We start from the raw sequence: 12356 nt of genomic DNA, 5'->3' as shown, positions 1-12356 counted from the left end.
TGCGTTCTCGGTGGGTGGCGGGCACGCCCGGCCCCCGGTCGCACACACGCACCTCGGCGTGGCCCTGGCGGCACTCGACCGCCAGCGTGATCTCGCCAGCGCTGTAGCGGCGGGCGTTTTCGAGCAGGTTGCGGATGGCGCGGCGCAGCAGCTTGGAAACGCCGCGCACATTCACCGAATCCGAACTCACGTCCAGGTCAGCATCCACGCGCGCGCACTCTTCGGCGGCCAGGCCGATCAGGTCCACGAGCTCCACGGTGCCTACGTCCGCTTCGCGGGCATCGAGGCGGCTGGCCAGCAGGATCTCGTCCACCAGCTGGTCCAGCTCGGCGATGTTGCGCAGAATCTCCTCGCGGAAGGCTGGCGAGGGTTGCTGCCCGCCCATCAGCTCCAGCCCCATGCGGATGCGAGTGAGGGGCGAGCGCAGCTCGTGCGATGCGTTGGCCAGCAGCGATTTGTGCGACTTGACCAGCGCCTCCACGCGCGCGGCGGCGGCATTGAACTGGCGTGCCAGGTCTGCCACCTCGTCCTGCCCACCCTCGGGCACGCGCACCGACAGGTCGCCCTCGCCAAACTTCTGCACGCTGCGCTGCAGCGCCTCCAGCCGCAGCGTGAGGCGGCGGATGATGGGGTACACGCCCAGTGCCACCGCCACGCCCACGATGCCCAGCAGCCACAGGAAGCCGAAGGGCGGGCGCGTCCAGAAAGCGGCATCGCCCTGCCGGGGGCCGCCCGGGCGGCCGGGGGCGCGCTCGCCGCGGGGCTGGCGCGGGGCCATCTGCAGTGTGAAAGTCTGGCCGGTGTCGGCTTCGATGCGGAACTCAGCCCCCTCGCCCGGCTCGCTGGGCTGGCGTGTGGCGAAGCCTCGCAGCACTTGGGTGCCGTTGGGATCGCGCAGCACCATCTCGCGCGAAGGCGGCACGAACGGCTGCACGTTCTGCGCTTTCTGCTCCTCGGCCATGCGCCAGGCCCAGCCCACGGTCAGGGTCAGCACGGCAATGCCACCCACCACGGCGAGCCAGATGCGAAGGTACAGGCGGCGGGAGAAGGGGGTGGAAAAGGACATTCAGCAAGGGGGTGGTGCGCGCCACGGCAAGGCGGCGCAGCGCCGGTCAGTCTTGTTGCTTTGCAAACACGTAGCCCACGCCGCGCACGGTGAGGATGCGGCGCGGGTTCTTAGCATCGGCCTCGATGGCGGCGCGGATGCGCCCCATGTGCACGTCGATGGAGCGGTCAAACGCCTCCAGCTCGCGACCCCGCACGGCCTCCATGATCTGGTCGCGCGTGAGCACGCGGCCCGCGCGCTCGGCCAGTGCGACCAGCAAGTCGAACTGGTAGGAGGTGAGGTCGGCCACCTGGCCGCCCACGGTCACGGTGCGCGCATCCCGGTCGATCTCCAGCGAGCCAAAGCGCAGCGCCTGCGTGGCGGGGGCCGCACCGCCATCGGTGCGGCGGCGCAGGATGGCGCGGATGCGCGCGAGGAGCTCGCGGGGTTCGAAGGGCTTGGGCAGGTAGTCGTCGGCACCCAGCTCCAGCCCGATGATGCGATCCATGGGGTCGCCCTTGGCGGTGAGCATGAGCACCGGAACCTGGGCCGCATTGCCCTGCAGCGATCGGATGCGACGGCACACTTCCAGGCCGTCCATATCGGGCAGCATGAGGTCCAGGATCACCAGGTCGGGCAGGGGCCCCGCGTCGGGTCCTTGCAGCCGGGCCAGGCCGCTTTTGCCGTCAGCGCAGTGCGTGACCTGCAAGCCCGACTGGCCCAGGTACTCACCCACCATCTCTGCGAGGCGGGCGTCGTCTTCGATCATCAGCAGTTGGGAGCTCATCGGCGCAGTGTAGTGGCAGGCTTGGAAAGGTGCCTCCATGCTCGCCCGCAGGCGTCTCCCCGTGTTGAAGCCTCCGTAAAGTTGCGGTAAACCGCTGCGGGGTGGCGGTGCGATGCAGCTATCTTTTTGATAGCTTGTCGCGCTTGTCTACTGGGCTCCGGGGGGCGTTTTGACGCGGGAGGCCAGCCACACCAGCACCAGCACCGGCAGCCCCAGCAGCGCCGTCGATGTGAAGAAGTGCGCGTAGCCGAACGCGTTCACGTAGTCGCCTGAGAAGCCGGCCACGAACTTCGGCAGCAGCAGCATCATGGAGCTGAACAGCGCGTACTGCGTGGCCGAATAACTCACATTGGTGAGGCTCGACAGGTAGGCGATGAAGGCGGCCGAGGCAATGCCACTGGCCAGGTTGTCGGCCGACACCACGGCGATCAGCGCCGTCACGTCGTGTCCGTGGCCTGCCAGCCACGCAAACAGCAGATTGCTCGCTGCGCTCAGGATCGCGCCCAGCATCAGGATGCGCATCACCCCAAAGCGCATCGACAGCACGCCGCCCACGAAGGCGCCGGCCAGCGTCATGATTACGCCGTAGATTTTGGTCACGGCGGCCACCTCGTCCTTGGTGAAGCCCATGTCCACGTAGAACGGATTGGCCATGATGCCCATCACCACGTCGCTGATGCGGTAGACGGCGATCAGCGCCAGGATCAGCACCGCGTGCCAGCCGTAGCGGCGCAAGAAGTCGGCGAACGGCTCCACCATGGCACCCCGGATCCACTCGGCGGCGTTCCTCGCCGGGGGCAGTTGCACCGGTGCGGGTTCGCGCGAGAACAGCACGGTGATCACGCCCACGGCCATCGACGCGGCCATGGCCAGGTAGGCCGCCTGCCAGGCGCCGTTCTGGTACGCGGCCGCGCCTTGCGCGAGGGCCTGGCCAACGGTGGGCGCAACCTCGGCGCGCGCGGCAATCCAGAGCACGCCCGCACCCGCCCAGATCATGGCCAGGCGGTAGCCCGTCTGGTACGAGGCCGCCAGCGCCGCCTGGTGGTCGGCGTCGGCGGATTCGATGCGGAAGGCGTCGAGCGCAATGTCCTGCGTGGCCGAGCCGAAGGCCACGGCCAGCGCGCACCACACGATGGGCCCCAGCGTCAGGCGCGGGTCGGCCAGCGCCATGCCCACCAGCCCTGCCACGATGAGGCCCTGCGACAGCAGCAGCCAGCTGCGGCGGCGACCCACCGCGCGAGTGAGCAGCGGGATGGGCATGCGGTCTACCAGCGGTGCCCACACCCACTTGAAGCCGTAGGCCAGGCCCACCCAGCTCAGGTAGCCAATGGTGCTGCGGTCGATGCCCGCCTCTCGCAGGCGAAACGAGAGCGTGCCCAGCACCAGGAGCAGCGGCAGCCCGGCGGAGAAGCCGAGGGTGAGCATGCGCAGGCTGGCAGGCTCCAGGTACACGCGCAGGGTCTGAAGCCAGGGGGTGCGCGGGGGCGCCGGGGTGGAGGTGTCTGACATGTTGGGGGTCAAGGTTTTGTCTATCATCGCCGAGACCCTTGCAGCAGGCCCGCCTGCCTCCATCTTTCATCTGTGCGGCGGGCCCGGGGTGTGGGGCATCAGCGCTGGCTATTATTTCCGCGCAGCCGCACCCCACGCGTGTCTTTGGTGTGTGCTGGGCGCCTTCTGGCTTTGGCCGGCCGTCCTTTCTTTTGCTTCAGGTGATTCTGGTATGTGCCTTCTGTGCCCCGCCCCTTCCCTTGCGCCCTCTTCGCCCTGGTCCGCGCGCCGGGCGTTCCTATTGGCGGCCGGCGCCAGTGCCGCTGCGCCGGTGCTGGCGCAGGTGGATGTGGGCTCTTCCTCCAGCCTGCGCAAGCTGGTGCCCGCCGAGGCGTTGGAGAACTCCGCCGCCCAGCAATACCAGCAGATGCTGCAGCAGGCCAAGGCCAAGCGTGCGCTGGCCCCCGACAACCACCCGCAGCTGCAGCGCCTGCACGCCATCGCCAAGCGGCTGATTCCATTCACCGGCCCGTGGAACGACCGCGCCCGGCAGTGGCGCTGGGAAGTCAACCTCATCGGCAGCCAGCAGATCAATGCGTTCTGCATGCCTGGCGGCAAGATCGCCTTCTATACCGGCATCCTCGACCAGCTCAAGCTCACCGACGATGAGGCCGCCATGATCATGGGCCACGAGATGGCCCACGCGCTGCGCGAGCATGCGCGCGAGCGCATCGCCAAGACGCAGGGGACCAACCTCGCCCTGCGCCTGGGATCGCAGCTGCTGGGTTTGGGCGACCTGGGCCAGGCAGCGGCGGGGCTGGGCGGGCAATTGCTCACCCTGCAATTCAGCCGGTCGGACGAGAGCGAAGCGGACTTGGTGGGCCTGGAACTGGCCGCGCGCGGCGGCTACGACCCTGCGGCCTCGGTCAGCCTGTGGAAGAAGATGGGCAATGCCAGCGGCAGCAAGCAGGGCGGCCTGGCATTCCTGTCCACCCATCCCTCAGGCCCCGCGCGCATCAAGGAGCTGGAGTTGAACGTGCCCAAGGTGCAAGGCCTGTACGAGGCGGCCCGGCGTGGCTAGTGAAGCCATTTGCTATTGAAATAATAGCTAATTACGCTTGATTGACAAGCGCTGCAGCCAGTTTTATGTACTATGGCCGCAGCAGTGTGTCAGCCCTTGCTCACGCAGTTGCGGCCGCCATGCTTGCTGGCGTACAGCGCACGGTCCGCGCGGGCGATGGCCGCCTGCAAATCCTCCTGTCCAGCCACAGAGGTCACGCCGAAGGACAGCGTGATGTGCAACGCCGGCTCCTTGCCCTCGGCTGGGCGCAGCGGCGTGGCCTCCACCGCGGCGCGGATGCGCTCGGCCGTGGCGCAGGCCGCATCCACGGTGCTCGCGGGCAGCAGGGCCAGGAATTCTTCGCCGCCCCAGCGGGCCAACACATCGCCATCGCGCAGGTTGCTGGCCAGAAGTTGCGCCACGCCCACCAGCACCCCATCGCCCGCGGCGTGGCCGTGCTGGTCGTTCACGCGCTTGAAATGGTCCACGTCGCACAGCATCAGCGCCATCGGGGCGCCGTCGCGCTGGCTGCGCGCCAGCGCGTGCGCGGTCAGCGACTCGAAGTGGCTGCGGTTGGACAGGCCCGTCAGCGGATCCAGCGTGGCCTGCTTGCGCAGGCGGCTTTCGGCCAGCAGCACGGTTCGCCGGTAGTAGGCCGACAGCGCGGCCGACATGGCGAACACCAGGCAGATGTGCACCCAGTTCACGATCTGCACCGCCCGCGCAGGCAGCGGATCCAAGGGGCCCAGGTGATCGCACAGAGCCTGCAGGCCCAGGTAGTAGCCCAGCAGCGCCAGCACCATGGGCGCGGCCATGCCACGCGTGTTGGCGATCACGATGGCCGGGATGAACATGAGCAGGTAGTAGTGGAAGCCGCTGTTCCATCCGATCAGCAGCGAACCCAGCGCCGAGTGGCCGATCACCTCGGCCCAGATCAGCAGCAGCCCCGCCTTGTTGTGCCGCCGCGCGATGAGCTGGTGCGCGCCCAGGTACATCGCGATGCTGATGGCGTTGACCACCGTGAGCGGCCATGAGCCCAGCCACCAGAACAGCGCGATGTAGCCCGCGTCGATGGCCGCCGCCGTGAGCGCCACTCGCCGCACCATGGCCCAGTAGGCCTTGCCCGCCAGGCTGGAGCCCCGGGGCACCAGCGCGAAGGCGCGGGGCACGCGCCGTGGCCGTTGGGGCACGGTCGGCGTTTCCACAGTCACCGGGGTGGCTGCGGAGGAATGCGCGGAGGCGGAAGGCTCCATGGCGGTAGGCCCCGGCGCAGGCGCCAGCACGGGCAGGCATTACAGATTGACACATTCTAGAAACCTGTCCGCCCGCCAACGGCGTGAACAGGGCGGCAGGACCTGCGCAATCCCGGCCTTCAAGCGGTCCCAGGCTGCTCGCAAAAGCTGGTGGGGATCTCAGGTGCCGCCCACATACGGGTTGCTTTTGCGCTCGCGCCCGAAAGTGCTCTCCGGCCCGTGGCCGGGGATGAACACCGTCTGATCCCCCATCGGCCACAGCCGCTCTGTGATGCTGTTGATGAGTTGCTGGTGGTTGCCCTGCGGGAAATCCGTGCGCCCGATGCTGCCGGCAAACAGCACATCGCCCACAAAGGCCCGGTCGATCTGCGGCGCGTGGAACACCACATGGCCGGGCGTGTGGCCCGGGCAATGCCGCACGTTCAAGGTTTCGTGACCGATCTGCACCGTGTCGCCATCGTGCAGCCAGCGCGTGGGTGTGAAGTGCTGCGCGGGCGGAAACCCGAACATCGCGCTTTGCTGCGGCAGCCCGTCAATCCAGAACTGGTCCCCAGGGTGCGGCCCCACGATGGGCAGGGCCAGCCGCGCGGCCAGCTCGCCCGTGCCGCCTGCGTGGTCGATGTGGGCGTGGGTGAGCCAGATCTGCGAAAGCGTGAGGCCCAGGCGCTCGATCTCGGCCAGCAGCACCTCCAGGTCACCGCCGGGGTCGATCACGGCGGCTTGCCGCGTGGCGTCGCACCAGACGATGGAACAGTTTTGCTGGAAGGCGGTGACGGGGATGGTGAGGTAGTGGAGCATGGTGGGTGAGGTGGTGGTGTGTATTTTGCAGGCCGTGGCGCCCGGCGGCCGGGAGAGGCTCAAGCCCGTGCCAGCCGATCGACGATGAAATCCACCAGCACGCGCACGCGAAGCGGCATGTGCCGGTTGGCGGGGTACAGCAGCGAAAACGGGCGGGAGGCACCGGCATGAGCGGGCAGCACCTCCTGCAAGGCGCCGCTGTGCAGATCGGCTTCCACAATGAAACGGTAGGTCTGCAGCAGCCCTGCGCCTGCACGCGCCAGGGTCACGGGACCCAGGATGTCGTCGGCGCAGCGCAGGTGGCCTTGGGTGGGCACCTCCACATCGCGCCCGGCGGCGTCGCGCAGCATCCATGGCACCGCTTGGCCGTTGCTGGGCAGCACGAACTGGATGCATTCGTGCGCCGCCAGGTCGGCGATGGCATGCGGTGTGCCGCAACGCGCCAGGTAAGTCGGGGCGGCGACCACCACCAGGGCGGCGTCCTCCAGCTTGCGCGCCACCAGCCCCGAGTCGGTAGGGGCTCGACCGCGCACGGCCAGGTCAAAGCCTTCTTCGGTGAAGTCCACGTTGCGGTTGCTCAATTGCAGCTCCAGCTCCACGTCGGGGTAGGCCTGCGCAAATGCGGGCAGCAGGGGCAGGATGCGGCAGTGCCCGTAGGAGGTGGGCAGGCTGAAGCGAACGAGGCCTGCCGGGCTTTGCTGCTGGCCCGACAGCTCGCGTTCTGCCTCGGCCAGCTGGCCCAGTGCCTGACGGCATTGCTCGTAGTAGCGCTTGCCTGCTTCGGTCAGCCGCACTTGGCGCGTGGTGCGCTGGAACAGCCGCACGCCCAGGCGCGCCTCCATGCGCGCCACCGATCGGCTCACCGCCGCCGCCGTCAGCCCGGCCGCCTGGGCGGCGGCCGTGAAGCTTTGCCACTGTGCGGTCAGGCAGAACAATTCAATACTGCCCAGCTTCAGGTCGTCAAATTGGCGGGCCATGTTCTGTTTATTACTTCATGTAATCAGTGAAATTCCTGGCGTCTAGTTTATTGCTGTTGGCGGCATCAATACCATCGCTTCATCTTTCCACCACGCCCCAGAGGCAAACCCATGAAGCTGTACTTTTCTCCCGCCGCCTGCTCCCTATCGCCCCACATCCTGTTGCGCGAATGTGGCCTCACTTTCGAATTGGAGAAGGTCGATACCGAGCGCCACCGCACGGCAGACGGGCGCGATTTTTATGCCATCAACCCCAAAGGCCAGGTGCCCGTGCTGGAGCTGGCGGACGGCTCCCGCCTCACCGAAGGCCCGGTCATTGCGCAGTACATCGCCGACCAAGCCCAGGCCACGCAGCTCATGCCCGCAGCCGGTACGCTGGCGCGCTACCGGGTGATGGAGTGGCAGAACTACGTGAGCACCGAGCTGCACAAGTCCTTCACGCCCTTGTTCCACGCCGGGCTGGACGACAACGCCAAGGCCACGCTGGCCGCTCTGCTGCGCAAGAAGATGGACTGGCTGGACGCGCAGCTGCAGCACGGCCCCTACCTGACGGGCGAGCACTTCACGGCGGCCGATGCCTACCTTTTTGTGGTGCTGGGCTGGGCCAAGTTCGTAAAGCTGGATATCAGCGACCTGGCCCATCTGCAGGCTTTCCTGCGCCGTGTGGCCGCACGCCCTGCCGTGCAGGCCGCGATGCGGGCCGAAGGGTTGCTGGGCTGAGAGGCCATTGCTTCATCCCAAGGAATAGCCATGCCTTACATCAACATCAAAGTGACCCGTGAAGGTGTCACAGGTGCGCAAAAAGCGGCGCTGATCCAAGGCGCCACCGATTTGCTGGTGCGCGTTCTGAACAAGGAGCCCGCCACCACCTTTGTCGTGATCGACGAGGTCGATACCGACAACTGGGGCGTGGCCGGCGAGACGGTCACCGCGCGCCGCCAGCGCGCTCGCGCCGCCGCCGACGGGAGCGCGCCATGAGTGACCCGCGCTTCGACGCAGTCGCCGCCGCGCTGCAGGAATATTTCGACGGCCTGTGCCACAGCGATACACAGCGCCTGCGCCGCGTGTTCCACCCGCAGGCGGTCTATGCCTGCGCCACGGCCGAGCCTGCGGTGATCCTGCGAATGGAGGAATATTTCCCCATCGTGGACCAGCGCCCCTCACCCGCCAGCCGGGGCGAAACGGTGCAGGAGCGCATCCTATCCATCGAGTTTGCCGGGCCGGTGACGGCCCTGGCCAAGGTGGAATGCGTCATCCTGCCCAAACACTTCACCGACCTGCTGACCCTGATCCATGTGGACGGGCGCTGGCAGATCATTGCCAAGGTGTTTCACTACGAATTGGATCGCTGAGGCGGCGGTGCGCGCAAGCCGGTGGGCAGTTTCCTCTTTTTGGAAGAACTCATTTATTGATAGCTGCTAGCGCTTGTCAGATAAGCGCTAAAACCCGATTTGGCTAAAAATCGGCGGCCGGCATCACCTGCGTTGGGCCCGCCTCACAGGTTGGTCGCCGCCACCACTTCGGCCATGTCGGTCAGCCCTTGCAGCACCTTCTCGATGCCGTCCTGCCGCAGTGTGCGCATGCCGGCCGTCAGCGCCGAGTGGCGAATGTCCGAGGCCGGTGCCCGGCGGCGGATGTGCTGGCGGATGGTGTCGTCGCTCAGCATGAGTTCGTGGATGCCCAGCCGCCCGTGGTATCCGTGGCCGTCGCAGTGGGTGCAGCCCACATGGCGCCACAGGCGCAGCTCGCCCTGCGCGCCGCCGTAGTCCTTGCGCCAGCTTGCCACCTGGGCCTGGCGCGCTTCGGGCGTGTTGACGGTGCCGCTGTCCAGGTACTGCGAGGCCAGGCCCTGCAGCGTCTCGTCGTCGGCCACGCGCGGCTCGCGGCAGGCCGTGCACAGGCGGCGCACCAGCCGCTGCGCCAGGATCGCCAGCAGCGAATCGGAGAAGTTGAACGGATCCAGGCCGATCTCGAGCAGCCGCGCAATGCTCTCGGGCGCGGAGTTGGTGTGCAGGGTGGACAGGACCAGGTGCCCGGTGAGCGAGGCCTCGATGGCGATGCGCGCGGTCTCCTCGTCGCGCATCTCGCCGATCATGATCACGTCGGGGTCGGCGCGCAGGAATGTGCGCATCGCGGCGGCAAAGGTCCAGCCGATGCGCGGGTTCACCTGCACCTGGCGCAATCCCTCCTGCGTGATCTCGATGGGGTCCTCGGCCGTCCAGATCTTGCGGCCCGCGGTGTTGATGTCGCGCACCACCGAGTGCAGCGTGGTCGTCTTGCCGCAACCCGTGGGGCCGCACACCAGCACGAGGCCATAGCTCATTTGCACCACGCGGCGCAGGGCCTGCAGATTGGGCTGGCTCAGGCCGATGTTCTCCAGCGGCAGTGGCTTGGCGCCCGCCAGCAGGCGCAGCACCACGTCCTCCAGCCCATGCGAGGTGGGCACCGTGACCACGCGCAACTCCACCGGGGGGCCGCCAAAACGGGCAAAGTCGATCTTGCCGTCCTGGGGCTTGCGGTGCTCGGAAATGTCCATGCCCGCCATGATCTTGATGCGTGCGACCATCGCAAAGCGGTAGCGCGCGGGCAGCTCCAGGTAGGGGGTGAGGTCGCCATCGATGCGCAAGCGCACGCGCACGTTGCGCGGGGCGGGTTCGGTTTCGATGTGGATGTCGGAAGCGCGGTGGTGGATGGCCTCGTCGATCACCGAGTTGATGAGCCGCACCAGCGTGTTGTCCGATTCGCTGATCACGTCGGCCTGTTCTGCGTCGCCTTCAGGCGCAGCGCTTCCCAGGTTGGCCGCCAGTTCGCGGGCCGTGGCGCGCCCGGCCGATGGCGGCGCGGACGCCCCGCCCGCTGGCGTTGGCGGACGGTAGGCGCGGTGGATGGCCGGCATCAGCGAGCCCGGCGCGGCCTGCAGCGCAATGACCCGGCGCTGCGTGAGGAAGCGCAACTCGTCGAGCAGCACGCGGTCGGAAGGATCGGCCATCAGCACCACCAGCGCATCGTCGCGGGCCATCAAGGGGAGCACGGATTCGCGCTCTGCCACCGCGCGGGGCACGAGGGCCAGGGCGGCCGATTCGGGCGCGATGTCTCCCGGGTGCACGGTGTACTCGCCCAGCCACGTGGCGATCACCTGGCGCAGCTGCTCTTGCGTCAGCGCGCCGCCTTCCACCAGGATTTGCCCGATCAGGCGGTGCAGCCCGTCATTGCGCTCCTCGCGCTGCGTGCGAAGACCGGCTTCCAGTGCCGAGGGAGACAGCAAGCCTGCCTGGATGAGTGCCTCCCCCAGGTGACGGGCCCTGCCCACGGTCGGGTGGGGCGTGGACAGCGCCTTCCACAGGGAATCTGCATTGATGGGCCGGACGCTGGGCGCGGGCGGGGTGGGGAAAGAGGTGGCTGCAGCGTCGGTCATGAACAATCAAAAACGTGGCTACAAGGTCAGGTCGTACTCCACGGTGATGGGTGCGTGGTCGGAGAACTTCTCGCCCTTGTAGATGGATTCCGTGCGCGCCAGTGCCGCGAGCGCGGGGGTGGCCAGGTGGTAGTCCAGCCGCCAACCCACGTTGTTGGCATAGGCCTGCCCGCGGTTGCTCCACCAGGTGTAGGCGGTGTCGGTCGCGGTAGGTTGTAACTGACGGTAAACGTCTATGATGCCGCCGCCTTCTTCAGTTGTGTGCAACAACTTTGTCATCCAGGCGCGTTCTTCGGGTAAAAAACCACTGTTCTTCTGGTTGCTGCGCCAGTTTTTAAGGTCGATTTGCTGGTGCGCAATGTTGATGTCGCCGCACAGGATGAAATCGCGCTCGGCCTTCAGGCGCATGAGGTGCGGATGGAACTCGGCCAGGAAGCGGAACTTCGCCAGCTGGCGTTCTTCGCCCGAAGAACCGCTTGGAAAGTAGGCGCTGATGATCGAGAGCTTGCGTGCCGGGGTGTCAAAGCGCAGCTCCACGTATCGTCCTTCGCTATCAAACTCTGCAGATCCATAGCCAATGACTACATCGGAGGGCTCATGCCGCGTGTAGATGCCCACTCCCGAGTAGCCCTTTTTCTGGGCAAAGTGAAAGTGGCCCTGCAGGCCCGCCATGCGCTCGAAGCGGTTGGCCACGTCCGCCGCCTGCGCCTTGACTTCCTGCACGCAAATACAATCCGGCCGCGTGGTGACCATCCAGCTTTCCACGCCCTTGGCCGTGGCCGAGCGAATGCCATTGAGATTGAGGCTGGTTAACTTGAACAAGAAGGATTCCCCATGGTGGATGTTGGCGCGCAAACCCCCGAGCAGGGCCAGCTGGCGCAGGATTTCGTACGTTTTGCCGTCGAATCCGGCGTGTTGCGCTTTGGTGAATTCAAGACCAAGGCCGGGCGCCTGAGTCCGTATTTTTTCAACGCCGGGCTGTTTGACGATGGTCGCAAGTTGGGCCGGCTGGCGGAATTCTATGCAAAAGCCCTCCTCGCCAGCGGCATCGAATTCGACATGGTGTTCGGCCCGGCCTACAAGGGCATTCCGCTGGCCGCCACCGTGGCGGTGGAGCTGGCGCGCCTGGGGCGCAATGTGCCCTTTGCCTACAACCGCAAGGAAGCCAAGGACCACGGCGAGGGCGGCACCCTGGTGGGCGCGCCCCTCAAGGGCCGGGTGCTGATCGTGGACGACGTCATGTCCGCGGGCACCGCCGCGCGGGAATCCATCGCCATCATCCGGGCCGCTGGCGCCACGCCCCACGCCGTGGCCATCGCGCTGGACCGCCAGGAAAAAGCCATCGAGAATGGGCAGGACGTGGATCACAGCGCGGTGCAGTACGTGCGCCAGCAGCTGGGCATGCAGGTGTGCGCCATCGCCCGGCTGGCAGACTTATTGCTGTATCTCTCGCAAAACGGGGAAGAGGAGATGCGCTCGCATCACGAAAAGGTGCTGGCCTACCGCCAGCGGTATGGCGTCAACGAAGGGTAG

The 12356-nt window shown here is 67.0% G+C and carries 13 protein-coding genes; 5 read left to right on the top strand and 8 right to left on the bottom strand.

The genetic code is table 11. The features are described from left to right. The 3 genes from MRY84_RS04245 to MRY84_RS04235 all read right to left on the bottom strand — a co-directional run. A partial coding sequence (locus MRY84_RS04245; RefSeq protein WP_291504506.1) for a HAMP domain-containing sensor histidine kinase occupies positions 1-1066 on the bottom strand: 1066 nt, incomplete at its 3' end. 46 nt (positions 1067-1112) lie between these two features. Next, a complete protein-coding gene (locus MRY84_RS04240) occupies positions 1113-1832 on the bottom strand; it encodes a response regulator transcription factor (RefSeq protein WP_291504505.1) in 720 nt (239 codons plus the stop codon). 147 nt (positions 1833-1979) lie between these two features. Next, positions 1980-3341, bottom strand: a complete 1362-nt coding sequence (locus MRY84_RS04235) for an AmpG family muropeptide MFS transporter (RefSeq protein WP_291504504.1) — start codon at positions 3339-3341, stop codon at positions 1980-1982. Positions 3342-3552: 211 nt separating this feature from the next. Between MRY84_RS04235 and MRY84_RS04230 the strand changes: the two genes are divergently transcribed. Next, positions 3553-4401 carry a M48 family metallopeptidase gene (locus MRY84_RS04230; protein ID WP_291504503.1) on the top strand — a complete coding sequence of 283 codons (849 nt, stop codon included), beginning with the start codon at positions 3553-3555 and terminating at the stop codon, positions 4399-4401. Between the two features lie 89 nt (positions 4402-4490). Here the strand turns inward: MRY84_RS04230 and MRY84_RS04225 are convergent, their stop codons facing one another. The 3 genes from MRY84_RS04225 to MRY84_RS04215 all read right to left on the bottom strand — a co-directional run bounded on the left by MRY84_RS04225 (position 4491) and on the right by MRY84_RS04215 (position 7408). Next, positions 4491-5570: a diguanylate cyclase gene (locus MRY84_RS04225; protein ID WP_291504502.1), complete on the bottom strand. Its 1080-nt coding sequence runs from the start codon at positions 5568-5570 to the stop codon at positions 4491-4493. 222 nt (positions 5571-5792) lie between these two features. After that, on the bottom strand, positions 5793-6431 hold the full coding sequence (locus MRY84_RS04220; protein WP_291504501.1) for an MBL fold metallo-hydrolase: 639 nt from the start codon (positions 6429-6431) through the stop codon (positions 5793-5795). Positions 6432-6490: 59 nt separating this feature from the next. Next, on the bottom strand, positions 6491-7408 hold the full coding sequence (locus tag MRY84_RS04215) for a LysR family transcriptional regulator (protein WP_291504500.1): 918 nt from the start codon (positions 7406-7408) through the stop codon (positions 6491-6493). Positions 7409-7519: 111 nt separating this feature from the next. On the opposite strand from MRY84_RS04215, the gene gstA reads away from it, so the two are divergent. From gstA to MRY84_RS04200, 3 genes are read left to right on the top strand one after another with little or no spacing between them, the layout of a single operon-like run. Continuing rightward, entirely contained in the window at positions 7520-8128 is a 609-nt protein-coding gene (gene gstA, locus MRY84_RS04210) for a glutathione transferase GstA (protein ID WP_291504499.1), read from the top strand. A gap of 30 nt (positions 8129-8158) precedes the next feature. Further along, entirely contained in the window at positions 8159-8386 is a 228-nt protein-coding gene (locus MRY84_RS04205) for a 4-oxalocrotonate tautomerase family protein (RefSeq protein ID WP_291504498.1), read from the top strand. Further along, positions 8383-8760 carry a nuclear transport factor 2 family protein gene (locus tag MRY84_RS04200; protein ID WP_291504497.1) on the top strand — a complete coding sequence of 126 codons (378 nt, stop codon included), beginning with the start codon at positions 8383-8385 and terminating at the stop codon, positions 8758-8760. The genes MRY84_RS04205 and MRY84_RS04200 overlap by 4 nt, the downstream gene beginning before the upstream one ends. Before the next feature lie 143 nt (positions 8761-8903). Here MRY84_RS04200 and MRY84_RS04195 read toward each other — a convergent pair whose 3' ends face one another. After that, a complete protein-coding gene (locus MRY84_RS04195; RefSeq protein ID WP_291504496.1) occupies positions 8904-10823 on the bottom strand; it encodes a GspE/PulE family protein in 1920 nt (639 codons plus the stop codon). Between the two features lie 18 nt (positions 10824-10841). Further along, on the bottom strand, positions 10842-11645 hold the full coding sequence (locus tag MRY84_RS04190) for an exodeoxyribonuclease III (RefSeq protein WP_291504495.1): 804 nt from the start codon (positions 11643-11645) through the stop codon (positions 10842-10844). Between the two features lie 12 nt (positions 11646-11657). Between MRY84_RS04190 and pyrE the strand changes: the two genes are divergently transcribed. Further along, on the top strand, positions 11658-12356 hold the full coding sequence (pyrE, locus tag MRY84_RS04185) for an orotate phosphoribosyltransferase (RefSeq protein ID WP_291504494.1): 699 nt from the start codon (positions 11658-11660) through the stop codon (positions 12354-12356).

This window comes from Acidovorax sp., assembly GCF_022763525.1.
In the GTDB taxonomy this organism is placed as follows: domain Bacteria; phylum Pseudomonadota; class Gammaproteobacteria; order Burkholderiales; family Burkholderiaceae_C; genus Acidovorax.
Note: the sequence above shows the minus strand (reverse complement) of the source record. Positions and strands in the feature narration are given on the sequence as shown.

What these genes read in the sequence shown, in the direction of transcription:
- MRY84_RS04240 (WP_291504505.1), bottom strand. Translation starts at nt 1,832, where the DNA reads ATGAGCTCCCAACTGCTGATGATCGAAGACGACGCCCGCCTCGCAGAG.
- MRY84_RS04235 (WP_291504504.1), bottom strand. Translation starts at nt 3,341, where the DNA reads ATGTCAGACACCTCCACCCCGGCGCCCCCGCGCACCCCCTGGCTTCAG.
- MRY84_RS04230 (WP_291504503.1), top strand. Translation starts at nt 3,553, where the DNA reads ATGTGCCTTCTGTGCCCCGCCCCTTCCCTTGCGCCCTCTTCGCCCTGG.
- MRY84_RS04220 (WP_291504501.1), bottom strand. Translation starts at nt 6,431, where the DNA reads ATGCTCCACTACCTCACCATCCCCGTCACCGCCTTCCAGCAAAACTGT.
- MRY84_RS04215 (WP_291504500.1), bottom strand. Translation starts at nt 7,408, where the DNA reads ATGGCCCGCCAATTTGACGACCTGAAGCTGGGCAGTATTGAATTGTTC.
- gstA (WP_291504499.1), top strand. Translation starts at nt 7,520, where the DNA reads ATGAAGCTGTACTTTTCTCCCGCCGCCTGCTCCCTATCGCCCCACATC.
- MRY84_RS04205 (WP_291504498.1), top strand. Translation starts at nt 8,159, where the DNA reads ATGCCTTACATCAACATCAAAGTGACCCGTGAAGGTGTCACAGGTGCG.
- MRY84_RS04200 (WP_291504497.1), top strand. Translation starts at nt 8,383, where the DNA reads ATGAGTGACCCGCGCTTCGACGCAGTCGCCGCCGCGCTGCAGGAATAT.
- MRY84_RS04195 (WP_291504496.1), bottom strand. Translation starts at nt 10,823, where the DNA reads ATGACCGACGCTGCAGCCACCTCTTTCCCCACCCCGCCCGCGCCCAGC.
- pyrE (WP_291504494.1), top strand. Translation starts at nt 11,658, where the DNA reads ATGGTGGATGTTGGCGCGCAAACCCCCGAGCAGGGCCAGCTGGCGCAG.